This window comes from Polynucleobacter acidiphobus (assembly GCF_003065385.1).
In the GTDB taxonomy this organism is placed as follows: Bacteria; Pseudomonadota; Gammaproteobacteria; order Burkholderiales; family Burkholderiaceae; genus Polynucleobacter; species Polynucleobacter acidiphobus.
In genome coordinates this window covers 363,684-389,406 of the sequence record NZ_CP023277.1, presented here as the reverse complement: position 1 = coordinate 389,406, position 25,723 = coordinate 363,684, and the positions used below count along the sequence as shown (strand labels likewise).

Genomic DNA, 25,723 nt, shown 5'->3' with positions numbered 1-25,723 from the left:
AGCTATGGGCCCTACTTAACTTGTTTTACTACACAAAAACCACACTAAAACTCTATTCACTACACACCATGAAAAACGCCCTGGTGTGTAAGCGGTGTGTAGTGAATTTAAACCATCGTTTTCACCACTAACCGCTTGAAATCATTGAGGTCTTTGCTACTAGACCTCATGGTTAAGTCCATTATGAGTCCTCTGCTCTAACCAACTGAGCTATGGGCCCCTAAGAATTCATCAATCTTCTTCGAGGAAGGTCTTCAGCTTATCACTGCGGCTGGGATGACGCATCTTACGCAATGCCTTCGCTTCAATCTGACGAATGCGCTCACGCGTTACATCAAACTGTTTACCAACTTCTTCGAGTGTGTGATCCGTACTCATCTCGACACCAAAGCGCATCCGCAATACTTTTGCCTCACGTGGTGTTAATGAATCAAGTACATCCTTCACCACATCGCGCATCGAGTCATGCAATGCTGCCTCGGCAGGAGCCAGAGTATTGGAATCTTCGATGAAATCACCCAAATGCGAATCCTCATCATCGCCAATCGGTGTTTCCATCGAGATTGGCTCTTTCGCGATCTTCATGATCTTCCGAATCTTATCTTCTGGAATCTCCATCTTCTGAGCCAAGGTTGCGGCATCGGGCTCATGTCCTGTCTCTTGCAAAATCTGACGACTAATGCGATTCATCTTGTTGATGGTTTCAATCATATGCACTGGGATACGGATGGTTCTCGCCTGATCTGCAATCGAGCGAGTAATCGCCTGACGAATCCACCAGGTCGCATAAGTAGAGAACTTATAACCGCGACGATACTCAAACTTATCGACTGCTTTCATGAGACCAATATTGCCCTCTTGAATCAGATCCAAGAACTGCAAGCCACGGTTGGTGTATTTCTTAGCAATCGAGATGACCAAGCGTAAGTTTGCAACGGTCATTTCGCGCTTCGCTTCACGTGCTCTCTTCTCGCCCGCAATCATTTGCTTATTGACTTCTTTAAGCTCATTAAGGGGCAAGACCACCTTCGTTTGAATATCAATCAACTTTTGTTGTAGCTCTTGAATCGCTGGGACATTACGCTCTAAGAGAGCGCTATAGGGTTTTGGGTCTTTAAGAAGATTTGCGGTCCAACGCAAGTTCATGGCCATTTTTGGAAATGCTTGCAGAACTTCAGCGCGGGGGATTCCGATCTTATCAACCAGAATACTCACAATGCCACGCTCAAGCTTCCAAACTTCATCGACTTGCGCACGCATGGTATCGCAGAGTTTTTCAACACTCTTTGCCGTTAAGCGAAAGCCAAGTAACTCGTTACGAATCGCGTCTTGCGCCTTTAGGTAACCGGGTGAGTTGTAGCCGTCGCGATCATGGGCGCGACGCATCTTGTCAAACTGCGTCCGAATCACCGCAAACTTTTCGAGGGAACGCTGCTTTAGCTCTTCGAGTTGCTTCGCACTGGCAGTGCTTGCACCACCACCGCCACCTTCCTCATCATCGCCCTCTTCGCCCTCATCCATCATCTCCAGATCCTCAGGCTCATCAGCAGCCATCGGAATATCTTCGGCATTGGGATCTACTAAGCCATCAACAAATTGATCGATTTCCATTTCACCAGAAACGATCTTGTCGACATTGGTAAGGATCTCCGAGATTGTGACCGGGCAAGCAGACAAAGCCATCACCATATCTTTGAGACCGGCTTCGATCTTTTTGGCAATGACGATCTCACCCTCACGGGTTAACAGATCAACGGTGCCCATCTCACGCATATACATGCGCACGGGGTCGGTGGTTCGACCAAACTCCGAGTCAACGGTCGATAGTGCGGCCTCTGCCTCTTCTTCCGCTTCCTCTTCTGAGGTTGCGGTAGGGCCATGCTCATTTAAGAGTAGTGTTTCTGCATCGGGGGCTTGCTCGTAAACGGTAATTCCGATGTCATTAAGCAGACCGATCAGAGTTTCAAGGGCATCTACTTCCGACAACTCATCGGACATCACGTCGTTCATCTCGCCATGGGTTAGGTAACCCTTGGATTTACCCATTTTGATGAGGGTCTTCAAGCGTGCGCGACGCAACTCTTGTTGCTCTTCACTACCTAATTGTTGTGCAGCAAACTCTTTGAGGAGGGCCTTTTCTTTTGCTTTGCGGTCGCGCGCCTTTTGGCGATCGGTGCGATTGTCAACACCAGGCTCGCCCGCCACTTCGACCTTTGGTTTACGACCACGGGTTTTTTTAATCGGCTGACCATTTTCATCAAGCTCGACAGCAGCCTCTTTGGCTTTTAACTTGGCAGCTTTGGCTTCTGCCTTTGCCTGCTCTTTAGCTGCTTTTTCTTGGGCCTTCTTTAAGGCTTTTTCTTCGGCTGCTTTTTTGGCCAATTCTTTCGCGGTCAGCTTTGGTGCGGCCTTCACTGATTTAGCACTTGGCTTGGCAGTCTTTGCCGCGGGCTTTGTGCTTTTAGAAACAACTTTTTTGGCTGGCGCCTTAATTGCCTTACCCGCTGGTTTGCTAACTTTTTTTACTGGGGTCTTAGCTGGCTTTTTAGCAACCGCCTTTACTGACTTCTTTGCAGGAGCTGGCTTTGCCTTTTTAACTGGAGCTTTTGCTTTTGCCACAGGTTTTGCTAATTTTTTAGAAGCGGCTTTGGATGCTGGTTTTTTCATGGGTATCTTTGCAATCGATCAATCTAATAAGTTAGTGATTACTTACTTAAGCCATATGTCCGGACGATCTGGTTCATTTACCCGTATCGATCATCCAAAGGTTCTCAGGCCAAGGAGGTAAGTGGCTGATTCAAATAGTTTTTTCTGGAAATGCGTATTATACTCGATTGAGTCAAGTAAGACCTACAAAAGCATAAAAAATATCGATTTAAGTCATCGATCTTCTGTTTTTCCTACCCCTTACTCAAACGCTGGCTAATTTCCCGGTAGCGCTCTAAATCTTGTGTATTTGCAGTTCCCTGAGTCATTTTTTCGGCAATTTCAGTCATTTCGACTTTTAGATGACCCAATTCCAACTTACTGAGGACCCCATCGAGATCTTCTTTTGCCCCAAGATACTCGATCTCAGACCCCAAAATGCGTTGGCGGAGAATTTGATAGAGCTCGGCTAATGGGCTAGATGCCAACTGATCTTGGAAAACCGCAAAAGAGGAATTTGGATTTTGCGAATTAATCTCCAGAATGTCACACTGATGAATCAGATCGCTCATTAAATCGTGCGCCTTGTTCGATCGTTTTTTGGCGACCTCCAATGCCAATTGACGTTGATCAGGGTTCATGCCTTTTCCAAGAATCGGGAACTGGATCAGTAATCGCATGATATGTTCTGATAAATCGGTTGGCTTGGGCGGCTCAATGTTGGCACGGGACTGTTTTGCCGATCGTGGGGCGATCGGTTTTGTAATTGCTGGTTTGATAGTCTGCGGTTTAGTTTGGGCTTGAGTGGTAGGGAGCGGAGTTTTAGTAGCAGGAGTCAATGCACAAAATTGCTCGAGCTCACTCACACTCGATGCGGTGCGATTCGCAAGCTCACGCAGCAGTTGAGAGCGCAAAGCAATTGCTGGCATCGATTGCAACCAGGGCTTAGCAACATGGTGGGTTTTAGCTCGACCCTCAGGGGTTCCGAGATCATTGCCTTCGCTCGCGAGCTTGAAAAAGAATCCCGATAATGACATCGCTTGCTGAATCGCTTGCTCAAACGCGGCAGCGCCATATTGGCGAATATAGCTATCGGGATCGTGCTCACTAGGCAAGAATAAAAAACGAATTTCTTTATCGTCACTCAAGATGGGTAGGGTTGCCTCCAGCGCACGCTGCGCGGCACGTTGACCAGCCGCATCCCCATCGAATGAGAATACGATCCGATCGGTTTGGCGTAATAACGTACGAACGTGGAATGGCGTGCACGCAGTACCTAGAGTAGCGACTGCATTGGCGAATCCCAGTTGAGCCAAGGCCACAACATCCATATAGCCCTCACACACCAACACAAATCCCCGATCTCGAATTGCCAAGCGCCCCTCAAATAATCCGTAGAGAGTATTTCCTTTGGAGAACAAAGGAGTCTCCGGAGAATTTAAATACTTAGGCTCTCCTTGATCTAAGATGCGGCCGCCAAAGGCAATGACTTGTCCTTTGGGATTACGAATGGGGAACATGATTCGATCGCGAAAGCGGTCATAACGCTTGGTCTTACCCTGGTTATCCGTCCCCTCTCCCTGAATAATTAAGCCAGCCTCAATCAGTAATTTGGCGGTTTCATCCTTACTATACGAATCAAACACCGCTTCGAGCCCCTGCCAGCCATCGGGCGCATAACCAAGGCCATAGCGCTTTGCAATCTCGCCGGTCAAACCACGCCCCTTCAGATAGTCAATGGCCCGCTGCGATCCTTTTAGTTGCTGGGAATACCAATCGCTCGCTATCGTCATCACCTCACCAAGCGCGAGGGCCTGCTTTTGCGCAATCACATCACGAACATTGCGCTCCTCACGTGGAACAGTGAGACCTACCGAGCGAGCAAGATCTTCGATGGCATCGACATACGATTGACCAGAGTACTCCATCATGAAACCGATTGCCGAGCCATGCGCCCCACAACCAAAGCAGTGATAAAACTGCTTCGTGGGAGATACTGAAAACGAGGGTGACTTCTCTTGATGAAAGGGGCACAAGCCTTGGTAGTTAGCGCCTGCCTTTTTGAGTTTGACGTGCTTTCCGACCACATCAACAATATCGACCCGATTAAGTAAATCGGAGATAAAGGATTGAGGAATGAGCGCCATGGATTAAAGCATTATTTTGCGAGAGCGGCTTTTACTAATCCAGATACCATTCCCATATCTGCTTTCCCAGCAAGTTGCGACTTGAGCGCCCCAATCACTTTGCCCATATCTTGTGGGCCTGCAGCTCCTAAGCTCGAAATTGTCTTTTGAATCGCCGCCTGCACTTCAGCCTCTGATAGTTGGGCTGGCATATACGCTTGCAAGATACCTAACTCTTTTGATTCTTGGTCAACTAGGTCAGTGCGCCCTGCTTTCTGAAACTGCTCAATTGAATCTTTGCGCTGCTTGATGAGTTTTTCAATGATGGCAATAATTCCAGCATCATCCACCGTAATACGCTCATCGACTTCTCGCTGTTTGATTGCCGCTAACAGCAAGCGAATGGTGCCAAGACGCTCGGCCTCTTTGGCACGCATAGCTGACTTCATGTCTTCGGTAATTTGCTCTTTGAGAGTCATTTAAGTTCTCCAAATATCAATCGAATGGATCCATTATCCAAGAGATTAAAGAATGCGCTTGTAACTGCTTTGATTGCATTGATAAATGCAACAGCAATTTTTTACTCTTGCCCAACGATAACAAATTTGTTATCATCGTTCGATGAAATACTCCATCATTTATTACAGTCAAGAGGTTCAGGAAGAAATCATGAATTTGCCAGTTACGCTTCAAGCCCGATATATCGGCTTAACTGACCGAATGATGGAGCATGGACCCAACTTAGGCTTACCTCATACCGATGCATTTGGAGGTGGCCTATTTGAACTAAGGCTTAAAGGTGCAGAGGGTATTGCGCGTGTTTTCTTTTGCTTAGTTGTAAAACAAAAAATTGTCATGCTTCATAGCTTTATAAAGAAAACTCAAAAGACCCCCGATAGAGAATTAAAGCTTGCTAAGCAACGCATGAAGGAGTTTAAGAAATGACAACCAAATCGACTAAAGCTCTGACCCATAAACAAATGGTCAACAAGATGCTTAAGAATTCAGCTGTAAAGGCTGAACTCAATCGGCTCAATAGCGAAGAACTCTCAATTTTGGATGAAATCCTTGCTGCACGAAAAGAGGCTGGATTATCCCAGGCTCAGGTTGCCAAACGGATGGGAACCCAAGCGCCAGCCATTGCAAGGCTAGAAAGTGCTTTAGCCTCTGGAAAACACTCCCCTAGCCTTAATACTCTTCGTAAATATGCGGCTGCCTTGGGAAAGCGAATTGAACTACATTTGGTTTGAGATGGGGATGATGAGTTCCCAAAAAAATATGCCCCGGCTAATCGGGGCATATTAATTTGTATGGCCAGCAAGGACCAAATTAATTAGTAAAGCTTTTTGGGCAACATCTGGCTACGAATGCGCTTGTAATGGCGTTTTGCAGCGGCTGCTTTTTTGCGCTTACGCTCGGCCGTGGGTTTCTCATAGAACTCACGTGCACGAAGATCGGTCAATAGACCATTCTTCTCAATGGTGCGCTTAAAGCGGCGCAATGCCACTTCAAATGGTTCGTTTTCGCGAAGGCGGACTGTGGTCATGCTGTTTTTACTCGCTTTTACTCTTTGATTGCTAGAAAATGATCAAAATTTACTAAAACACGGATTTTAGCACGACCCCGCCCCCAATGATAGTCCTCGGTATTGAGACCTCCTGCGACGAAACTGGCCTTGCCGTCTATGACACAGGGGCCTGGGAGACTGGCAAATCAGCGTTTGAGGGTATTTTAGGGGCCGCATTGCATTCACAGATTGAGATGCATCAGGATTATGGTGGGGTTGTGCCTGAACTAGCCTCGCGGGACCATGTTCGACGCTTAATTCCCTTATTAAACAAGGCGTTAAAAGAATCCTCCTGCACCATCGATAAGCTCGATGGGCTAGCCTATACCCAGGGGCCAGGCCTTGCAGGCGCCCTGCTGGTGGGATCAGCCTTTGCCAATGCTCTGGCGCTTGCAATCCAAAAACCCCTAGTGGGAGTTCATCATTTAGAGGGTCATCTGCTATCCCCTTTATTAGCAGATGGATCCTCGCGCCCACCTGAATTCCCCTTTGTTGCCCTACTGGTTTCTGGGGGGCATACTCAACTCATGCTCGTAAATCGGATTGGGGACTATCAACTGCTTGGGGAAACAGTTGATGATGCAGCGGGTGAGGCGTTTGACAAGACTGCCAAATTATTGGGGCTTGATTATCCGGGAGGAGCCGCTCTGTCACGATTAGCTGAGTCCGGAAAAGCTGCAGGATTTGATTTGCCCAGACCGATGTTGCATTCCAAGGATTTGGATTTTTCGTTTTCGGGACTAAAAACTGCAGTGCTGCACCAAGTCAAAAAAGCACAATCCACCAATTCTGATACCGAGTCTTTTCGTGCCAACCTCGCCTGTGCATTTGTTGAGGCCGTGACCGATGTCTTAAGTCATAAAGCAATGGCAGCACTCGAGCAAATGGAGTGTCGTGATTTAGTGGTTGCTGGAGGTGTGGGTGCCAATACCCAGCTTCGCAAAAAACTCACGGCAATGGCAGCCGCGCGCGGGTATCAGGTTCACTATCCACCAATCGAGTTATGTACCGATAACGGAGTGATGATTGCGTTTGCAGGAGCACTTCGTCTACTACAAAGTAGTTCAACCACGCATGGGGCGTTTGATATTAAGCCCCGCTGGGATCTAAGTTCTTTAAATACCCAGAGCAACTAGGGAAGACTAATGCGGGCAAACGCGCTGTGGTTATGGATGGACTCAAAGTTCTCTGCTTCCACTGTCAACGACAGAATACGCTGATCATGCTTTAGGCGAGTGGCGACATCCCGTACCAGATCCTCCACAAATTTCGGATTCTCATAGGCATGCTCTGTGACCCATTTCTCATCAGGGCGCTTCAAAATAGCCCATAACTCGCTAGACGCTTCTGTTTCAGCAATGCGTAACACCTCTTCCACACCAAGATTAGCATCGGCATCCAGCTTGACCAAAATCGTGACATGCGAACGCTGATTATGAGCGCCATACTCCGAGATCTCTTTAGAACAAGGGCATAAGCTCATCACCGGCACGATGGCCTTTAAATAAAGATCAGCCTCAATCGTTTGATCGGAACCTTCTTTTGCCTCAACCAGATACGTTACCTCGTAATCCATCCAACTCTCAACTGCGGAGATTGGGGCACTTTTTTTGACAAAGTGGGTGTATTGCATTTGAATACGGCCTTGCTTAGCGTGCAGGAGAGGCAGCATGTTTTTGGCCATTTGCACAATTGCCAAGCCATCATATTTGCCATGTTGCTCTTGCAGTAACTGCACAAAGCGCGACATATGCGTACCCTTTTGATCGGCAGGTAATGCCACGTCCATCTCAAAACGAGCGACCGTTGGAAATGAACCGGAGCCGCTTTGAACCTGAATGGGGTGCTTGATACCCCGAATCCCAACACGCTCAATCGCTAGTGATCGCGCATCGTCACTGCCTTGCACATCAGGCAATGCTTTGGTGTTGAGAAAGCTGGTATTGAGGTCATTCATATCATCATTTTCGCTCAAAATAACCCAACCGGTTCAATGAGCGCTTTTAGAGATGCATTATTTACCGACGGGGACCTGATCCGATGGGGTCTTGAGGTTCAGTGGCGCAGTACCCAAATCCGGGAAACGTCCAAGAATCGAGGCTTCTATTCCGGCGGCATCCAGTCCACATTGCGCCATCAGCAAGTTGTAATCCCCGTGCTCAATGAAGGCGTCTGGCAAGCCCAAAGCTAATAGTGGTTTAGTGATTCCCAAGAGGTTCATGGCTTCCATACAGGCACTTCCTGCGCCACCTTGAACACAACCATCCTCAACCGTTACAAAGTAATCATGATTGCGGGCAAGCGTCTGAATCAAGTCAATATCAAGCGGCTTCACAAAGCGCATATTGACGACCGTAGCATCAAGCTTCTGCGCAACATCAAGTGCTGGATATAGCAATGTTCCAAATGCAAGAATGGCTAGGCGCTTACCGGTCGTTTGTGCCTCCCGCCTAATCTCACCGCGACCGAGTGGTAAGGTGCGCAACTCTTTGGATGGCAGATTGCCAATGCCAGCACCCCGTGGATAACGAACCGCTGTGGGGTGATTTTGATGATAGGCCGTTGTCAATAAATCACGGCACTCCGCCTCATCGGCTGGGGTCATGATTAGCATATTGGGAATGCAGCGCAAATAGGCAATGTCGTATGCCCCGGCATGAGTCGCACCATCGGCGCCTACCAAGCCAGCGCGATCAATTGCAAACACAATCGGTAAATCTTGCAAGGCCACATCATGAATCAATTGATCGTAGGCACGCTGCAAGAAGGTGGAATAAATAGCAACAACGGGTTTCATCCCTTCGCAGGCCATGCCAGCTGCAAAGGTAACCGAGTGTTGCTCGGCAATCCCCACATCATAGTAACGATCGGGAAAACGCTTTTCAAACCCCACTAATCCGGAGCCTTCGCGCATCGCAGGTGTGATACCGACCAACTTTGGATCGGCTTGCGCCATATCGCATAACCACTCCCCAAATACCTGGGTAAATGTTTTTTTACTGGCGCCACTCGATTTAATGCCTTCCTGAGGATTAAATTTACCGGGACCGTGATACAAAATGGGATCCGCTTCAGCCAACATATAACCTTGGCCTTTGCGAGTAATGACGTGCAAGAACTGAGGGCCGTTGCCTTCTTTGGCTAAGCGGCGAACGTTTTGCATCATCGGAATTAAGGTATCCAAATCATGCCCATCGATTGGGCCAAAGTACGTAAACCCGAACTCCTCAAAGATGGTCGATGGTGATACAAAACCCTTGGCATGATCTTCAAGGCGCTTGGCAAACTCCCGTAAGGGCGGAGCCATCGAGGACAGAACTGAATCAATTCCTTTTTTGGTCGCAGAATAAATATTGCCGCTAAGTAAGCGTGCCAAGTAGCGATTAAGCGCCCCAACCGCTGGTGAAATTGACATGTCGTTGTCATTCAGAATCACCACGAGCGGCATGTTCTCGTAGACACCTGCATTGTTCATGGCTTCAAAGGCCATACCCGCACTCATGGCGCCATCCCCGATCACAGCAACTGCCACCCGATCCTCTCCCTTGGTTTGCGCAGCCCGTGCCATTCCCATCGCTGCAGAGATGCTGGTAGAGGAATGTGCGGTACCGAAGGTGTCGTACTCACTCTCAGAGCGTCTTGGAAATCCTGACAATCCCCCAAATTGCCGTAAGGAATGCATCTGATCGCGACGTCCAGTCAAAATCTTATGCGGATAACTTTGATGACCCACATCCCACACGATCCGATCGTGCGGTGTATCAAATACATAGTGAAGTGCAATCGATAACTCAACCGTTCCTAAATTGGAAGACAAGTGCCCACCCGTTTTCGATACGGAGTCCACAATGTATTGCCGCAGCTCATCGGCTAAGGCCGGTAACTCTTCACGCGTCAATTTGCGCAAATCGCGCGGGTCATTCATCGAGTGCAACATACTATTTTTTGCGATCGACAACCAAATGAGCCAAATGGCGCAAGGCCTCTGCCTGCGGCCCAAACTCACTAAGGCTGTCTAACGCTCTCCCCTTTAATTCTGTAGCTAGTTTGTTTGCATAGTCTAAACCCTTCAGGGTCACATAGGTAGGCTTGTCTTGCGCCGCATCCTTGCCCGCTGTTTTCCCAAGCGTCGCGCTATCGGCAGTGGCATCCAAAATATCGTCCACCACCTGAAACGCCAAGCCAAGAGCTTTGGCATAGGTATTCAGCAAAGCCATGGAAGCCGGTGGTAATTGAGCACCAATCCCACCCAGCTGTACGGCGCAAATTAGAAGAGCGCCTGTTTTCATGGCGTGCATTTCTTCCAAAGCTGGCAAATCCATTTTCTTGCCCACATTTTGAAGATCAATCGCTTGACCACCTGCCATGCCTTTTGAGCCCGAGGCATACGCCAATGATTCAATCATGCGTAACTGGGCAAGACTAATCTGAGGATCCACGCTAATTGGATGAGACAGAACTTCAAAGGCACGGGTTTGTAAGGCATCCCCCACCAGCAAAGCGGTTGCCTCATCAAAGGCTTTATGCACCGTGGGACGTCCACGGCGCAAATCATCATCGTCCATGCATGGTAAATCATCGTGCACGAGTGAATAAGTATGAATCATCTCAATCGCACTGGCAGCGCGATTTACAAGCGATGCATCCACACGATCAACTGATCCCAACTCACTGGCAGCAAATACCAATAAGGGACGAATTCGTTTGCCGCCACCAAGAACGGCATAGCGCATCGCGGTATGCAAATGCTGGGGCAACGCAGTATCGGGATCGAGGTACTGAAGGAGCGCGCTTTCTGCTCGCTGCGATTGGGAGGCCAACCACGCCTCGAATGAAAATGAGCTCATCGATGCAGCGTTAATCGACTTAACTCTCGATCACTTTAACTTGTTGCTCGACCTGAGCCAAAACACCTTGACAGTGTTTGAGTAAAGCAGCACCGCGCTGATAGGCGGCCAAGGTCTCCTCTAAGGAAAGCTTGCCAGACTCCATCGCCATCACCAAGGACTCCAGCTCCTTGAGGGCTGCCTCATAGCGCATTTGGGGGTCAATGGTGGATTCGGGCGAAGCCGAGGTGGTTTTCTTACTAGCCATTTCGTCATCTTAATACTGAATTGGGTTACCACCCTTTTAAGGATCCTGGATTTGCCCTAAGGCCCTTTTAATAGAGTCCTTCCAAAATAGTCTCCCGTGGGTATAATCCCCCTTCCTTTCCAATATCGACATGTCGATGGTTGGATTGGTTGTTCCGCTTAGCTTCGGCTGACTTTTTCGGGGGTGGGGAGAATGACTAATCTGGCTACCGCGCAATTTCTTGCGCCGTCCAATTTACAACTGCCGGTTTCGGCATATTTTGACGTTGATTTATTTCAACGTGAACTGCAACTGCTGTTTCAGCAAGGGCCTGGCTACGTCGGCCATGAGCTCATGGTTCCTGAGACTGGTTCGTATCGAACCCTCCTTGCTGAAAATGAGGGGCGCATCCTAGTTCGCAATCATGAGGGCCCCAATGGCGTGGAACTGCTATCGAACGTCTGCCGCCATCGCCAAGCCTTGATGCTCAATGGTAGCGGTAAGGTCGACAACATCGTTTGTCCTCTGCATCGCTGGACCTATGATCTAGAAGGTCAGTTGCTGGGCGCTCCGCATTTTGGCGATAAGCCCTGTTTAAATCTTGGCAAATCGCCCCTGCAAAACTGGCAAGGTCTCCTATTTGAGGGTCCTCGCGATGTCCAAGCAGACCTAGGTCAACTTTCTGTTGGACGCGATTTAGATTTCTCGGGATATATGCTCGACCACGTTGAGGTGCACGAGTGCAACTACAACTGGAAGACCTTTATTGAGGTGTATCTGGAGGACTATCACGTGGTGCCCTTTCATCCAGGTCTTGGGAAATTTGTATCCTGCGACGATTTGCGCTGGGAGTTTGGCGACTGGCACAGCGTGCAGACCGTCGGTATTCATAAAGAACTAAGCAAGCCTGGTACAGCAACCTATCGCGCCTGGCATGACGCGGTTTTACGTCACCACCAAGGGCAAATGCCTAAGCATGGTGCGATTTGGCTCACTTACTACCCCAATGTGATGGTCGAGTGGTATCCAGGCGTGCTCTGCATTTCAACACTGCACCCGATTGCCCCAAATAAGACCCGCAATATCGTCGAGTTTTATTACCCTGAAGAAATTACTCTTTTTGAGCGCGAGTTTATTGAGGCTGAGCGCGCAGCCTATATGGAAACCTGCATTGAGGATGACGAAATTGCTGAGCGTATGGATGCAGGTCGTGCGGCACTACTCGCTCGCGGTCAGAACGAAGTTGGCCCCTATCAAAGCCCTATGGAAGATGGTATGCAACACTTCCACGAATGGTATCGTCGTGAAATGAACTACTAATTGATATTCACCCAGGAGGACATATGAATCCCATCATTACCGCAAATCAATTGGAAGAACTCATCAATGAAGGTAGTGATGTCTTGATTTGCGACTGCCGCTTTGATCTCACCAACGCCAACGCCGGCTATGAAATGTACAAAAATGCCCACATCACTGGTGCCATTTATGTCAATGTCGATAAAGATTTATCAGGTCCTAAAACGGGGAAGAATGGTCGGCATCCGCTCCCAAGCCCTGAGGCTTGGGCAAAAACGCGTCAACGTCTTGGAATTGCCAATCACACGCATGTGGTCGCCTACGATAGCCATGGCGGCACCTTTGCAAGCCGCTTATGGTGGATGCTGCGCTCAATTGGCCATGCCTCGGTTCAAGTACTTGATGGCGGCTTAGATGCCTGGAACGGCAGTATTGGTCATACGGGTCGTGAGCCCACTCCATTAACCGCTACGCCAGAGGCCTATCCCTACCAGGGAGTGGTCACCATTGATGAGATGGAGCAAAACGTCCAAGCCGATGCTCGCAAAATGGTGATTGATGCGCGCACGCCAGATCGCTTTCGCGGCGAGAACGAAACTTTAGATCCAGTCGGTGGTCATATTCCCGGAGCAACCAATCGCTGCTTTAAAGAGAATTTGGTCTCGGGTAAATTTAAATCACCAGAGCAACTCTATAAAGAATTTGTTCTCCTGATTGGTCAGCAAAAACCAGGAACGATTATTCATTCGTGTGGGTCTGGAGTGAGTGCTTGCCATAATTTGTTGGCGATGGAAGCAGCGGGCCTCAGTGGCTCTCGCTTACATGTGGGTAGTTGGAGCGAGTGGTGCTCAGATCCAAACCGTCCAATCGAGCGATAAGTAAAGTTCGTACTCTTTAAATTAGTGGTTGTGGTCGGTCAGTAAAACCACAATTCCAACTCCAATCGCGATCAACACAATCTGGCGGACAGACTCCTGCCAATGGGGTCGCCGATGCATCTGCGGGATTAAATCACTCACCGCAATATAAATAAAGCTGCTCGATGCAATCACCAGCAGATAGGGCATCACTTGGGTGGCCCGTTCTAAAAAGTAATACGCCAGCACACCCCCAACCACTGCCATCAAACCGCTAATCCCGTTGTAAAGCAGTGCGCGTGCCCGAGAGAAGCCCGCATTGAGAAGTACGATGAAATCTCCAATCTCTTGGGGGATCTCATGCGCAATGATGGCTAAGGCAGTAAAGATACCGATTTGCACATCCACCATAAAAGCGGCAGCAATCAATACGCCATCCACAAAATTATGAATACTGTCACCCACCAAAATCAGCCAACCGCTACTGCCAGCCTCTTCCTTATCGTGGCCGTGGTGATGGTCATGTCCATCACCTTCGTGATGGTGACTATGACGTAGGAGTGCGATTTTCTCTAAGAGAAAAAATCCCAGTAATCCAGCGAGCAGAGTTGCAAACAAATAATGGGCTTGCGCACCCGGGATCTCAAATGCCTCAGGCAGAGAATGCAAAAAGGCGGTGGCCAACAAAATGCCGACTGAGAGGCTCACCATATTGTTGACGATCTTGGCGAGCAGGGTTAAGGAAAGGCTGGCGGCAGCGAGCACACTCGCAAGCCCTGCTCCTGCGGTGACCAAAACAATCATTTGAAGTGTGCTCAAACCCACAGGCAACTCGCTCGATTCAATCGATTTTTAAGAAACGCCGTACTGCTTAAACCACGCTAAGCATTTTGCCCAGCCATCTTTTGCGGGACCCTCGCGATAGGTATTGCGGTAGTCCGCATGAAAGGCGTGAGGCGCATCGGGATATATCTCGAACTTGGAGGCTTTCGCAGCAGGATTGGAGCTTGCTTTAGCGAGCGCTGCTTTCATCTGCTCCACGGTATCGAGTGGAATACCGGTATCGGCTGAACCATAAAGGCCCAATACCGGGGCTTTGAGATCGGCTGCAATCTCGACCGGTTGTCTGGGGTTATTAGCAGTTTTATCACCCACCAGACGTCCGTACCAAGCAACACCTGCCTTCACCTCGGGCATCGTTGCAGCAAGCCAAGTAATGCGCCCACCCCAGCAAAATCCAGTTACGCCTACTTTTTTAAGATCGCCGCCATTTTTACCAGCCCAGGCAATCGCAGCCTTTAGATCACCCAATACTTGAGTATCAGGGGTCTTGGCCACAATATTGCTCTGAATCTCGGCAATAGTTCCAAAGGTATTAGGATCCCCTGCACGAGTAAAGAACTCAGGAGCAATCGCTAGATAACCCAACTTTGCAAAGCGCCGAGTGGTGTCAGCAATGTACTCATGCACACCAAAAATCTCACTCACCACAATCACGATGGGTAACGGGCCGCTCGCTTTATCGGGACGAGAGATATAAGCCGGCATATTAAAACTGCCCACTGGAATATCTTGCTCACCCGCTTTAATGCCTGTGAAATCGGTTTTAATCGCCTGGGCCAGAACAGGATCCGAAGCGGCTACAAACCCAATCCCCAATGCTCCGGCAGTCACCGTTGCGGTTGAGGCTTTTAATGAGGTCTTCATGAAATCACGTCGACCTGAATCCTTTTGCTTGTGATCATTACTCATTGTCTTGTCTCCTAGTTTGATTTCAACAACGCGTGCGCTAATGCGCTTCTTCCCAATTATCGCCAACTCCGATACTCACAATTAGAGGCACCTTCAGTTCGGCAATCGATCCCATCAGTTGAGGTAGAGATGATTTTAGATGCTCAAGCTCGTCAGGGGGGGCTTCGAATACGAGTTCATCATGCACTTGTAAAAGCATACGGGTCTTCAGTTGCTCTTGTTCTAACCAATTTTGCACCGCGACCATCGCCAACTTAATAAGATCAGCGGCCGTTCCTTGCATTGGCGCATTAATCGCCGCGCGCTCGGCTCCCTGCCGTTTTGGTCCATTGGCTTTGATGTCCGGTAACCATAAGCGTCGCCCAAATACGGTTTCTACATACCCATTAGTACGAGCCTCTTCTCGAGTGCGTTCCATATATTGAGCAACGCCTGGATAACGCTCAAAATATTTAGCAATGTACTGCTGAGCAGCAGCACGCTCGATCTTTAAATTACCCGCTAACCCATAGGCGCTCATGCCATAGATGAGACCAAAGTTAATCACTTTGGCATAACGCCGTTGCTCTGAACTCACTTGCTCCAATGGAATCGCAAAGATCTCGGCGGCAGTCGCTTGATGAATATCCTTGCCTGCTTTAAATGCAGCTAATAAGTTTTCATCCTCGGCAATGTGCGCCATGATGCGCAGCTCAATTTGGGAGTAATCGGCCGAGACCAAGCGATAGCCTGCTTGAGGAACAAAGGCCTCCCGAATCCGACGACCTTCTTCGGTGCGTACTGGAATATTTTGCAAATTGGGATCATTTGACGCTAGGCGCCCCGTGACCGCAACGGCTTGGGCGTAATTAGTATGCACGCGTCCTGTTTTGGGATTGATCATGCGCGGCAACTTCTCAATATAGGTCGACATGAGCTTTGCCAGACTGCGGTAATCCAAAATCCGCGCAGGCAAGGGAAAATCCTCGGCTAGTTTTTGTAAGACCTCTTCGTCGGTGGATGGCCCTCCCGATGGGGTTTTTTTGACCACAGGCAGTTGCAGTTGTCCAAACAGAATTTCACCGATCTGCTTGGGGGATTGAATATTAAATGGCTGACCAGCCAGTTGATGGATCTCCTTTTCGAGGATGAGGAGTTTTTTTCCGACCTCCTGCCCCTGAATCGCCAACTTCTCGCGATCAATCGTGATGCCATTACTTTCCATGATTCCCAAGACGCGCATCGCTGGCATTTCGATCTGTTCATACACGTACCGCAAGCCGGGCATGCGTTCCAATTGCGGCCATAAATGGCGATGCAGACGCAGGGTGATGTCGGCATCTTCAGCGGCGTACTCGGTCGCGGTTTTAAGGTCAACCTGATCAAAGCCAATTTGATGGACTCCCTTGCCACAGACCTCTTCGTATTGAATGGTCTTGATTCCCAAATGGCGCTGGGCTAAGTTGTCCATGCTGTGACTGAGGTGCGACTCCAATACATAGGATTCGAGTAAGGTATCGTGCTCAACGCCTTGCACCTGAATCTGATAATTACCAAACACGTGCATATCGTATTTAAGGTTCTGGCCCAATTTTTTGGCTAGCGGATTTTCAAGCCAAGGTTTGAGTTGCGCGAGTACCCAATCGCGCTCCAACTGCTCTTCGCCCGTACGGTGTGCAACTGGGATGTAACAGGCTTTACCCTCTTCAACCGATAAGGAAATCCCCACTAACTCGGCTTGCAAGGCATCCAGACTCGTAGTCTCGGTATCAATGCAGGTTAATGGGGCATGCTGAATTTTCTGTAGCCATTGCTCAAACACTTCTTGCGTTGTCACGCATGTGTAATCGCGGCCCACCTCGGTTTTAGATGGTGTTTGAGACTCCTGCGAAAGAGGCTCTTGGAAGACTGGGGTATCTGAATAATTCCTTGCGCCCTGCGAAGTTGGAGTGGATACACTCTTAGCGTCTAGTTCTTTCAACCATGATTTAAATGCGTAGCGCTCAAAGAGTGCTCTTAGTTGGCCTGGGTCTTCGGGTTTAGCGTGCAAATCATGTAAGGAGCCAATGTGCGGATTGAGATCGCAATCGAGTTTTACCGTGAGCAACTCTCTCGCTTTGGGAAGCCAATCAAGACTGGCTCGTAAGTTATCACCCACCACTCCTTTAATTTCACTCGCATGGGCAATGAGTTGATCCAAATCACCATACTCAGCCAACCATTTGTTTGCAGTTTTGGGCCCTGCTTTATGAACCCCTGGAACGTTATCTACGCTGTCGCCAATAATCGCTAGGTAATCCACAATGCGCTCCGGTGGCACTCCAAATTTAGCCACCACACCCATCCGATCTAATTTCTCATTGGTCATGGTGTTCACTAAAGTCACTTTGTCATTCACGAGTTGCGCAAGATCTTTATCGCCCGTGGAGATCACGGTTGACCAGCCCATCTCAGCGGCTTGGCGGGCCAACGTGCCAATCACATCATCAGCCTCGACGCCAGAGATCATTAGAACTGGCCATCCGAGCGCCTTCACCACCTCATGAATTGGCTCGATTTGAGCTACCAGATCCTCAGGCATCGGAGAACGATGCGCCTTGTACTCGGGATATAAATCCTCTCGGAAGGTCTTGCCTTTTGCATCAAACACACAGGCAATGTGATCAGCACCAATTTCCGCACGGGCGCGTCGCATCATATTGACCATGCCATAAATTGCCCCGGTTGGCTCCCCAGCGCTATTTCGTAAATCCGGCATGGCGTGGAAGGCCCGGTAGAGGTAGCTTGAGCCGTCGACAAGGAGTAATTGATGTGCTGACATGCCTCAATCGTACAATTTAGTTACTGGGGTCTGGAAAACCCCTGATTTTGCTTGATCGGCGCAACGGTGGGGCAAATCCTAGTTTCTTAGGATAATAGGCAGCATTCTTTGGTAACAAACAAATGACAATAGCCCTCAATTTACCTACTAAGACCGGACCGCTAATAAGGCGCTATGCCTTCATCGCATGCTCTGCCGCACTCCTATCGCATGGCGTGTTTGCCCAGTCATCGGGCACCCAAGCGCTAAGTAAAGAAGATTTGAATCAAATCAATAATCAGCCATTAGCTCCGTCATCCAGAAATCCTGCGGGTCTTGGTGTCAAGGAAGAACGCAAACCCAGCTTTGAATACACCGACCCCTCTGGTACTCAAATTCGCGAATACCGGGACAGCAATTTACCAACCGAAATTGAAGTGAAATCCGCCTTTGGTACTTATGAGATGTCACCCCCGCAAACGGTATTTCCAGCAGGTGGTATGTCATCGGATAATTTAATTAGCGTTCCGAGTATTCGGATTCCAATTAAGTAATCCTGCGCATGGCAGTCTATACCTCCCTCACCCTTGACGAGATCGCCCCTCGGATTGCGAGTGACTTTACGATTGGTAATGCGATCGAACTCAAAGGTATTCATGGTGGGATTGAAAACTCCAATTTCTTTCTCGATTGCCAAACATCCGAAGTCAATCACTACGTTTTAACGATTTTTGAGCGTTTAAGTGCTGCGCAACTGCCCTATTACTTGGAGCTAATGCTTCATCTTGCTAATCAAGGCATCTCGGTTCCCAAGCCGATTGCCAATCGCGCTGGACAGCTGTGGTTTGAGATCAAGGGAAAGCCCGCAGCCATCGTTAGCAAACTCTCCGGTCAATCAGAGCTTAATCCCCTGGGCGAGCATTGCGATGCCGTGGGTAGAGAGTTAGCCAAAATGCATTTGGCTGGGAAATCGTTTGCACTATCCCAACCCAATTTACGCAGTATTGCCTGGTGGCAAGAAACCGTACCTGTGATCATGCCGCACCTCAATACTTCCCAAAAAGAATTGCTTCTATCGGAGATGCAATTTCAGGAAGCATTTTTTCAGTCGTCGGTATACCAATCTCTTCCTGAGGGTCCCTGTCATTGCGATCTCTTTCGGGACAATGTGCTTTTTACTGCCCACAACGGTCAAGAATCCTTGGGTGGTTTTTTTGATTTCTACTTTGCAGGTAATGACAAATGGTTATTTGATTTAGCTGTCACTGCCAATGATTGGTGTCTTGAAGAACCGTTTACCAATGGTTCAGGTGCTCTCAATCGCGAGCGTTTACACGCCCTATTGGCCTCCTATATGGCAGTCCGCCCACTCACCGATGGCGAGGAAGAATCCTGGACCGCCATGTTACGCGCGGCAGCTTTGCGATTTTGGATATCGCGGCTTTGGGATTTTTATCTACCGCGTAATGCGCACATGCTCACGCCCCATGATCCAACGCATTTTGAGCGAATCCTACGCAACCGCCTTCACAAAAGTTAAGGTAAGCTAAGTGCCTATGAATCTCAATCCCGTTGCAACCAATGAAGGCTATGTATGGGTCCGCCAGGGAGTTTGGCTCTTCAAGCAAAACCCGCTGGGCTTTCTAATGCTAGTCTTCATGTATGTCTTTTTGGCTCAGCTAGCCATCATGATCCCATTGGCCGGCGTATTCGCGGTCCTCATTTTGACCCCCGCTCTATCGGTTGGCTTTATGACCGCGTGTCGTCAAACGATTCAAAAAGAACGGATTTTGCCAACCGTCTACCTTGCAGCGTTTCGCTCCAATAACCCGGAGGTTAAAAAACGCATCTTGCAACTGGGACTAGTGTATGCCCTCATGATCTTCACCATGAGCTTAATTGCGAGTATGGTGATTGATTTTCAGGCGCTCTTGCCATTCATTACCAATGACAAACCGATCACCTCTGAGGTCATGCAGCAGTTGTATTACTCACTGATGATCGGTGGCATTTTGTATATCCCGGTAGCCATGCTCATGTGGTTTGCGCCCGTCTTAGTGGCATGGGCTGATATGCCACCGAGCAAAGCCTTGTTTGCCAGTTGGATGGCGTGCTGGACCAATAAAGGTGCATTTTTTTACTACATCACCATTTGGAGTGTCGTCTTGATTGTGATTCCGCTCACACTGGGAATGATCATGGATATCATCGGTTTGAGCCGTTACGCATCCTTTGTGGTCGCGCCTTTTTCCATGGCTGCACTAACCGTGATGTACTGCTCGTTCTTTGCGACCTGGAAGGGTTGCTTTACAGGCAATGATTACGAGCAGTTGCCGAATTAGGCTGAAGTATTAGGTCTCAACCGCCACCAGCTTCGCAATCGATAGCTGCAACCACTTCGCACCATGGCGCTTGAAGTTCACTTGTGCTTTGGCATCAACTCCTTCGCCTTCCAATGCAGTCACCCGCCCTTCCCCAAACTTGGTATGGAACACTTCTTGACCAACCCGAAAGGAATGTCCGCGCTTCCTGTTTTGCTCTAACTGTAGGGAGCTCGTGACAATCGCGTTACTCACCTGATCATTGCGCACCGGCACATCACTCTCGTTACCGCCCCACCACAACTCATCCACACTGTTTGTATTCGCAGATCGACCCTTTTGCCAGGACGTGGCTCCCCAGCGGGCATCTTTTGCTTTGGGTGTTAAATGCTTGAGGCTCTCAGTGGGTAATTCATCTAAAAAGCGTGAGGGCATGTTGTAGCGCACTTGGCCATGAAGCATGCGTGACTGGGTATGCGAAAGATACAAACGCTCTTTGGCACGCGTAATTGCGACATACATGAGGCGTCGCTCTTCTTCCAGCCCCCGGGGCTCTGAAATACTGTTCTCATGCGGAAACAATCCTTCTTCGAGACCCGTCATAAACACGGCGGAGAACTCTAAGCCTTTAGCCGAATGGACGGTCATTAATTGAATGGCGTCTTGACCGGCCTCGGCTTGGTTATCCCCAGCCTCAAGCGATGCGTGAGCCAAAAATCCGGCCAGCGGAGAAATGTCTTCCACCCCAGCTTGCTCTGGGCTAGGTGGCGTAGCGGCTTGAACATCTTGGCCATAACCTTCTTCAGCCACAAATGCGGTCGCAGCATTAATCAGCTCTTGTAAGTTCTCGACGCGATCTTGCCCCTCACGCTCGGTCAAATAATGCTGAATCAAGCCGCTATGCTGAATCACATACTCCACCGTCTCCGGTAAGGTATTGTGTTTAGTTGAGTCACGCAGATGCTCAATGAGACGCACAAACCCCGAGATACTATTACCGGCTTTACCCTCAATAAATGAAGCTGCTGCATAGAATGAGCACTGGTGTTGTTTGGCAGCATCTTGTAATGCCTCGATCGAACGCGCCCCGATCCCGCGCGCTGGGAAGTTCACAACTCGTGCAAAGGAGGTGTCATCATTGGGGTTCTCGAGTAAACGCATGTAGGCTAATGCATGCTTAATCTCGGCGCGTTCAAAAAAGCGCAAGCCTCCATACACGCGGTAAGGGATATTGGCTGAGAACAGCCCGTGCTCAATAATGCGCGACTGAGCATTACTACGATAGAGCACCGCGATCTCGCTACGACTCATACCACTTCGGATCAAGGCTTTAATCTCATCGATGAGCCAAGCGCACTCCATCCCATCACTCGCGGCTTCATAAATACGTACTGGCTCTCCTACACCAGCTTCAGTACGCAGGTTCTTGCCCAAGCGATCTTGATTGTGTGCAATCAAATGGTTAGCAGCGTCGAGGATATGCCCGTGTGAGCGATAGTTTTGCTCTAACTTTACAGTGACCGGTTTGAATTGCTTCTCATAGAGCCGCATGTTCTCAACATCCGCACCCCGAAATGCATAGATGCTCTGATCATCATCACCGACCGCGAATACTGAGCTGCTGGTCATCTGGCCATTGCCGGCCAAGAGCTTGAGCCAAGCGTATTGCAAGGCATTGGTGTCCTGAAACTCATCAATCAGAATGTGTTTAAAGCGTTCTTGATAGTGCGTGCGGATTAACTCATGGTGTTTAAGTAACTCATAACTGCGCAACAAGAGCTCAGAGAAGTCACACACGCCTTCGCGCTGACACTGGGCATCGTACGCCTCATACAGCTGGATCATGCGAGCCTCAAAATCATCACCGGGGTCGAGATCCTTGGCACGCTTACCCCGCTCCTTGGCATTCGCAATAAAGTATTGCAATTGCCGCGGCGGGAACTTCTCATCATCGACGTTGAGGCTCTTTAAAAGCCGTTTAATCGCCGAGAGTTGATCTTGCGTATCCAAGATTTGAAAGGTTGATGGCAGACCCGCATCGCGATGATGTGCGCGTAGTAATCGATTACACAGACCATGAAAGGTTCCCACCCACATGCCCCGGGTATTGATGGGCAGCATCGCCCCCAAGCGGGTGAGCATTTCTTTGGCTGCTTTATTGGTAAAAGTGACCGCCAAAACCCCAATCGGAGAAATCTGCCCCGTTTGAATCAGCCAGGCAATGCGGGTGGTTAAAACGCGGGTCTTGCCGCTACCCGCACCCGCCAAAATCAGTGCTGATTGAGGGCGGCCATCGGGCTGAGTTGGAGATAAGGTCACCGCCTCCCGTTGTTCAGGATTGAGGTTCTCAAGTAAATCAGCGTACATCGTCCCAATTATAATTTGATGCTTATGCCTGACACTGCCCATTCCCCCGAAAATCCCTCGCCCAATCACAATCCTGACTTAGCCAAATTAGCCAAGTCGTACGAGCCAGCCCCAATTGAAGCATTCTGGGGGCCTGAGTGGGAAACGCGTGGCATTGCCACCGCCAAGGTGGATGACGGCAAAGACAATTTTTGTATTCAGTTGCCACCGCCCAATGTCACCGGCACCTTGCATATGGGTCACGCCTTTAATCAAACCATCATGGATGGCTTGGTGCGTCATGCACGTATGTCTGGCAAAAATACCCTCTGGGTTCCGGGCACCGATCACGCCGGAATCGCCACCCAAATCGTGGTGGAACGCCAACTTGATGCCCAAAAAATTTCTCGTCATGATCTTGGACGCGAGGCCTTCCTCAAAAAAGTCTGGGAGTGGAAGGAAGAATCCGGTTCCACGATTACGCGTCAGATTCGGCGCCTAGGGGCATCAATCGATTGGTCACGTGAGTATTTCACGATGGATCCCAAGATGTCCGAGGCGGTGGTGGAGGTCTTTGTCACCCTCTTTGAACAGGGACTAATTTATCGCGGCAAGCGCCTGGTCAACTGGGATCCCGTGTTAGGAACCGCCGTTTCGGATTTAGAAGTGGTCAGCACCGAGGAACAAGGCAGCCTCTGGCATATACGCTATCCCCTATCCGATGGAAGTGGTCACTTGGTGGTCGCAACCACCCGTCCCGAAACCCTCCTGGGTGACGTGGCGGTCATGGTGCATCCGGAGGATGAGCGTTATCGTCACCTGATTGGCAAAACCGTGGAGCTTCCTCTTTGCCAGCGCAGCATCCCGATTATTGCGGATACCTATGTGGATATGAGTTTTGGGACTGGGGTAGTTAAAGTCACTCCCGCCCATGACTTTAATGACTATGCGGTAGGTCAGCGTCATCAGTTACCGGTCATTAATGTCTTAACGCTCGATGCCAAAATTAACGAGCATGCTCCGAAGGTCTATCAAGGGCTCGATCGCTTTGCCGCTCGTAAGCAAATTGTGGTCGATCTCGAAGCAGCTAATCTATTGGAAAAAGTTCAACCCCACACCCTCATGGTGCCACGGGGTGATCGAACCCAAACCGTGATTGAGCCCATGCTCACCGATCAGTGGTTTGTGGCGATGTCTAAAGCAAGCCCCGATAATCGCTACCAACCGGGTCAATCGATTGCAGGAGCCGCCTTGCATGCGGTCACTTCGGGTGACATCCAACTCGTACCTGAGAACTGGATCTCCACCTATACCCAGTGGCTTGAGAACATTCAGGACTGGTGCATCTCGCGGCAATTGTGGTGGGGCCATCAAATCCCCGCATGGTATGGAAATAATGGCGAGATCTTTGTGGCACGCAATGCCGATGAAGCCAAGGCCAAGGCCAAGGCAGCGGGCTATAGCGGTGATCTAAAGCGTGATGATGATGTCTTAGATACCTGGTTTAGTTCTGCCTTAGTGCCATTTAGTTCACTGGGGTGGCCCAAACAAACCAAAGAGCTCGATCACTTTTTACCCTCCTCGGTCTTGGTCACCGGCTTTGACATCATCTTCTTTTGGGTAGCCCGCATGGTCATGATGACCTGCCACTTTACTGGCAAGGTGCCATTTAAGACTGTGTATGTGCATGGCTTGGTGCGCGATGCCGAAGGCCAGAAAATGAGTAAGTCCAAAGGCAATACTTTGGATCCGATTGATTTGATTGATGGTATTGCGCTTGATGACTTGGTTCAAAAACGCACCTCTGGCCTCATGAACCCCAAGCAAGCGGAGAGCATTACCAAGAAAACCAAGAAAGAGTTTTCAGAAGGTATTCCGGCGTTTGGGACTGATGCACTGCGTTTTACCTTTGCTTCACTGGCCTCTTTAGGGCGCAATATCAACTTTGATCAAAAACGCTGCGAGGGTTACCGTAACTTTTGTAATAAGCTGTGGAATGCCACACGCTTTGTTTTAATGAGTTGCCCCGGGGATGAGAAAGATAATGGCTTTGCACCGTGCGATAACCAATGTGGCCCCGAAGGGTATCTGGATTTCTCGCAAGCGGATCGCTGGATCGTCTCGCAACTGCAGCGCACCGAAGCAGATGTGGCAAAGGGCTTTACCGACTACCGGTTTGACAATATTGCACTCGCCATTTATCAATTTGTGTGGGATGAGTACTGTGATTGGTATTTAGAGCTTGCTAAAGTTCAATTGCAGCATGGCACTCCTGCTCAGCAACGAGCAACAAGGAGAACACTCTTACGAGTTCTAGAAACCATTTTGCGCCTAGCTCACCCCATCATTCCATTCATTACTGAGGAGTTGTGGCAAACCATTGGTCCTAAGAGTGGCAAAGTGCTTGCTGATCAACCGTCGCAATCGATTGCACTTCAACCCTATCCCGTATCGCAAAGTGACAAGATCGATCCAACCAGCGAGGCATGGATAGGTGAAGTGAAAGCCATTATTGATGCGTGCCGTAATCTGCGTGGGGAAATGCAAATCTCGCCTGCCCAAAAAGTGCCATTATGGATTTTTGGAGATAAAGAGTTTTTAACCAAAGCAGCTCCCTACTTAAGCGCACTCGCAAAGCTCTCAGAAGTGAAAATCGTGACCGATGAGTCTACTTTAGAAAAGGATGCGCCAGGCGCACCGATTGCTCTCGTAGGTCGCAATAAGTTATTGCTGAAGATTGAGGTTGACCCTAAAGCAGAGCAAGCGCGACTTACCAAAGAAATTACGCGCCTTGCCAACGAGATCGCCAAATGCCAGAGCAAACTCAGTAATGAGTCGTTTGTGGCCCGTGCTCCCGCCGCAGTTCTCGAGCAGGAAAAAAAACGGCTAGCGGATTTTGAAGTAAGTCATGCAAAGCTAAGTGAACAGCTTAATAAACTAAGCATGTAGGCTTAATC

At 49.2% G+C, this 25,723-nt stretch carries 21 protein-coding genes; 9 read left to right on the top strand and 12 right to left on the bottom strand.

The genetic code is table 11. The features are described from left to right. Nucleotides 1-231 precede the first annotated feature (231 nt). From rpoD to AOC32_RS02090, 3 genes are all read right to left on the bottom strand, one after another. Nucleotides 232-2,667, bottom strand: coding sequence for an RNA polymerase sigma factor RpoD (rpoD, locus tag AOC32_RS02100; RefSeq protein WP_407675547.1), 2,436 nt, complete (start codon nt 2,665-2,667; stop codon nt 232-234). 233 nt (nt 2,668-2,900) lie between these two features. Further along, nucleotides 2,901-4,793 carry a DNA primase gene (gene dnaG, locus AOC32_RS02095; RefSeq protein WP_108507909.1) on the bottom strand — a complete coding sequence of 631 codons (1,893 nt, stop codon included), beginning with the start codon at nt 4,791-4,793 and terminating at the stop codon, nt 2,901-2,903. 11 nt (nt 4,794-4,804) lie between these two features. Next, nucleotides 4,805-5,251 (bottom strand): GatB/YqeY domain-containing protein, encoded by a 447-nt coding sequence (locus AOC32_RS02090; RefSeq protein WP_108507908.1) that lies wholly within the window; start codon nt 5,249-5,251, stop codon nt 4,805-4,807. Nucleotides 5,252-5,393: 142 nt separating this feature from the next. On the opposite strand from AOC32_RS02090, the gene AOC32_RS02085 reads away from it, so the two are divergent. Then, entirely contained in the window at nt 5,394-5,717 is a 324-nt protein-coding gene (locus AOC32_RS02085; protein WP_108507907.1) for a type II toxin-antitoxin system RelE/ParE family toxin, read from the top strand. Beyond that, nucleotides 5,714-6,022, top strand: a complete 309-nt coding sequence (locus tag AOC32_RS02080) for a helix-turn-helix domain-containing protein (protein WP_108507906.1) — start codon at nt 5,714-5,716, stop codon at nt 6,020-6,022. Before AOC32_RS02085 ends, AOC32_RS02080 begins: the two co-directional genes overlap by 4 nt. A gap of 83 nt (nt 6,023-6,105) precedes the next feature. On the opposite strand, the gene rpsU is transcribed toward AOC32_RS02080, so the two are convergent. After that, nucleotides 6,106-6,318, bottom strand: coding sequence for a 30S ribosomal protein S21 (gene rpsU, locus AOC32_RS02075; RefSeq protein WP_011903537.1), 213 nt, complete (start codon nt 6,316-6,318; stop codon nt 6,106-6,108). A gap of 86 nt (nt 6,319-6,404) precedes the next feature. Between rpsU and tsaD the strand changes: the two genes are divergently transcribed. Next, nucleotides 6,405-7,475, top strand: a complete 1,071-nt coding sequence (tsaD, locus tag AOC32_RS02070; protein ID WP_108507905.1) for a tRNA (adenosine(37)-N6)-threonylcarbamoyltransferase complex transferase subunit TsaD — start codon at nt 6,405-6,407, stop codon at nt 7,473-7,475. On the opposite strand, the gene folE2 is transcribed toward tsaD, so the two are convergent. The 4 genes from folE2 to xseB are packed head-to-tail and all read right to left on the bottom strand — an operon-like array spanning nt 7,472 to nt 11,433. Then, entirely contained in the window at nt 7,472-8,296 is an 825-nt protein-coding gene (folE2, locus tag AOC32_RS02065) for a GTP cyclohydrolase FolE2 (protein WP_108507904.1), read from the bottom strand. The genes tsaD and folE2 overlap by 4 nt on opposite strands. 57 nt (nt 8,297-8,353) lie before the next feature. Beyond that, nucleotides 8,354-10,264, bottom strand: a complete 1,911-nt coding sequence (dxs, locus tag AOC32_RS02060; protein WP_407675546.1) for a 1-deoxy-D-xylulose-5-phosphate synthase — start codon at nt 10,262-10,264, stop codon at nt 8,354-8,356. A 13-nt stretch (nt 10,265-10,277) separates the two neighbouring features. Beyond that, nucleotides 10,278-11,186 (bottom strand): polyprenyl synthetase family protein, encoded by a 909-nt coding sequence (locus AOC32_RS02055; protein ID WP_108507902.1) that lies wholly within the window; start codon nt 11,184-11,186, stop codon nt 10,278-10,280. A gap of 19 nt (nt 11,187-11,205) precedes the next feature. Continuing rightward, nucleotides 11,206-11,433 (bottom strand): exodeoxyribonuclease VII small subunit, encoded by a 228-nt coding sequence (gene xseB, locus AOC32_RS02050; protein ID WP_108507901.1) that lies wholly within the window; start codon nt 11,431-11,433, stop codon nt 11,206-11,208. Between the two features lie 192 nt (nt 11,434-11,625). On the opposite strand from xseB, the gene AOC32_RS02045 reads away from it, so the two are divergent. Then, the gene (locus AOC32_RS02045) at nt 11,626-12,732 is read left to right on the top strand and encodes an aromatic ring-hydroxylating oxygenase subunit alpha (RefSeq protein WP_108507900.1); all 1,107 of its coding nucleotides are present in this window, start codon (nt 11,626-11,628) and stop codon (nt 12,730-12,732) included. A gap of 23 nt (nt 12,733-12,755) precedes the next feature. After that, a complete protein-coding gene (locus tag AOC32_RS02040; RefSeq protein ID WP_108507899.1) occupies nt 12,756-13,589 on the top strand; it encodes a sulfurtransferase in 834 nt (277 codons plus the stop codon). A gap of 21 nt (nt 13,590-13,610) precedes the next feature. Here AOC32_RS02040 and AOC32_RS02035 read toward each other — a convergent pair whose 3' ends face one another. From AOC32_RS02035 to polA, 3 genes are read right to left on the bottom strand one after another with little or no spacing between them, the layout of a single operon-like run. After that, on the bottom strand, nt 13,611-14,372 hold the full coding sequence (locus tag AOC32_RS02035) for a ZIP family metal transporter (protein WP_108507898.1): 762 nt from the start codon (nt 14,370-14,372) through the stop codon (nt 13,611-13,613). 48 nt (nt 14,373-14,420) lie between these two features. Continuing rightward, entirely contained in the window at nt 14,421-15,320 is a 900-nt protein-coding gene (locus tag AOC32_RS02030; RefSeq protein ID WP_407675545.1) for a dienelactone hydrolase family protein, read from the bottom strand. 37 nt (nt 15,321-15,357) lie between these two features. Continuing rightward, nucleotides 15,358-18,120 carry a DNA polymerase I gene (gene polA, locus AOC32_RS02025; protein WP_108507897.1) on the bottom strand — a complete coding sequence of 921 codons (2,763 nt, stop codon included), beginning with the start codon at nt 18,118-18,120 and terminating at the stop codon, nt 15,358-15,360. A 122-nt stretch (nt 18,121-18,242) separates the two neighbouring features. On the opposite strand from polA, the gene AOC32_RS02020 reads away from it, so the two are divergent. From AOC32_RS02020 to AOC32_RS02010, 3 genes are read left to right on the top strand one after another with little or no spacing between them, the layout of a single operon-like run. Continuing rightward, nucleotides 18,243-18,653, top strand: a complete 411-nt coding sequence (locus tag AOC32_RS02020) for a hypothetical protein (protein WP_108507896.1) — start codon at nt 18,243-18,245, stop codon at nt 18,651-18,653. A gap of 8 nt (nt 18,654-18,661) precedes the next feature. After that, on the top strand, nt 18,662-19,639 hold the full coding sequence (locus tag AOC32_RS02015) for a homoserine kinase (protein WP_108507895.1): 978 nt from the start codon (nt 18,662-18,664) through the stop codon (nt 19,637-19,639). A 16-nt stretch (nt 19,640-19,655) separates the two neighbouring features. Then, nucleotides 19,656-20,441 (top strand): BPSS1780 family membrane protein, encoded by a 786-nt coding sequence (locus tag AOC32_RS02010; protein ID WP_108507894.1) that lies wholly within the window; start codon nt 19,656-19,658, stop codon nt 20,439-20,441. Between the two features lie 9 nt (nt 20,442-20,450). On the opposite strand, the gene AOC32_RS02005 is transcribed toward AOC32_RS02010, so the two are convergent. Next, a complete protein-coding gene (locus tag AOC32_RS02005; RefSeq protein ID WP_108507893.1) occupies nt 20,451-22,787 on the bottom strand; it encodes a UvrD-helicase domain-containing protein in 2,337 nt (778 codons plus the stop codon). 24 nt (nt 22,788-22,811) lie between these two features. Here AOC32_RS02005 and AOC32_RS02000 point away from each other — a divergent pair, with 24 nt between their 5' ends. Continuing rightward, nucleotides 22,812-25,715 (top strand): valine--tRNA ligase, encoded by a 2,904-nt coding sequence (locus tag AOC32_RS02000; RefSeq protein WP_108507892.1) that lies wholly within the window; start codon nt 22,812-22,814, stop codon nt 25,713-25,715. Nucleotides 25,716-25,723: the final 8 nt, after the last annotated feature.

Coding starts and splice junctions, on each gene's coding strand:
- rpoD (WP_407675547.1), bottom strand. CDS start 2,667: ATGAAAAAACCAGCATCCAAAGCCGCTTCTAAAAAATTAGCAAAACCT.
- dnaG (WP_108507909.1), bottom strand. CDS start 4,793: ATGGCGCTCATTCCTCAATCCTTTATCTCCGATTTACTTAATCGGGTC.
- AOC32_RS02090 (WP_108507908.1), bottom strand. CDS start 5,251: ATGACTCTCAAAGAGCAAATTACCGAAGACATGAAGTCAGCTATGCGT.
- AOC32_RS02085 (WP_108507907.1), top strand. CDS start 5,394: ATGAAATACTCCATCATTTATTACAGTCAAGAGGTTCAGGAAGAAATC.
- AOC32_RS02080 (WP_108507906.1), top strand. CDS start 5,714: ATGACAACCAAATCGACTAAAGCTCTGACCCATAAACAAATGGTCAAC.
- rpsU (WP_011903537.1), bottom strand. CDS start 6,318: ATGACCACAGTCCGCCTTCGCGAAAACGAACCATTTGAAGTGGCATTG.
- tsaD (WP_108507905.1), top strand. CDS start 6,405: ATGATAGTCCTCGGTATTGAGACCTCCTGCGACGAAACTGGCCTTGCC.
- folE2 (WP_108507904.1), bottom strand. CDS start 8,296: ATGAATGACCTCAATACCAGCTTTCTCAACACCAAAGCATTGCCTGAT.
- dxs (WP_407675546.1), bottom strand. CDS start 10,264: ATGAATGACCCGCGCGATTTGCGCAAATTGACGCGTGAAGAGTTACCG.
- AOC32_RS02055 (WP_108507902.1), bottom strand. CDS start 11,186: ATGAGCTCATTTTCATTCGAGGCGTGGTTGGCCTCCCAATCGCAGCGA.
- xseB (WP_108507901.1), bottom strand. CDS start 11,433: ATGGCTAGTAAGAAAACCACCTCGGCTTCGCCCGAATCCACCATTGAC.
- AOC32_RS02045 (WP_108507900.1), top strand. CDS start 11,626: ATGACTAATCTGGCTACCGCGCAATTTCTTGCGCCGTCCAATTTACAA.
- AOC32_RS02040 (WP_108507899.1), top strand. CDS start 12,756: ATGAATCCCATCATTACCGCAAATCAATTGGAAGAACTCATCAATGAA.
- AOC32_RS02035 (WP_108507898.1), bottom strand. CDS start 14,372: ATGATTGTTTTGGTCACCGCAGGAGCAGGGCTTGCGAGTGTGCTCGCT.
- AOC32_RS02030 (WP_407675545.1), bottom strand. CDS start 15,320: ATGAGTAATGATCACAAGCAAAAGGATTCAGGTCGACGTGATTTCATG.
- polA (WP_108507897.1), bottom strand. CDS start 18,120: ATGTCAGCACATCAATTACTCCTTGTCGACGGCTCAAGCTACCTCTAC.
- AOC32_RS02020 (WP_108507896.1), top strand. CDS start 18,243: ATGACAATAGCCCTCAATTTACCTACTAAGACCGGACCGCTAATAAGG.
- AOC32_RS02015 (WP_108507895.1), top strand. CDS start 18,662: ATGGCAGTCTATACCTCCCTCACCCTTGACGAGATCGCCCCTCGGATT.
- AOC32_RS02010 (WP_108507894.1), top strand. CDS start 19,656: ATGAATCTCAATCCCGTTGCAACCAATGAAGGCTATGTATGGGTCCGC.
- AOC32_RS02005 (WP_108507893.1), bottom strand. CDS start 22,787: ATGTACGCTGATTTACTTGAGAACCTCAATCCTGAACAACGGGAGGCG.
- AOC32_RS02000 (WP_108507892.1), top strand. CDS start 22,812: ATGCCTGACACTGCCCATTCCCCCGAAAATCCCTCGCCCAATCACAAT.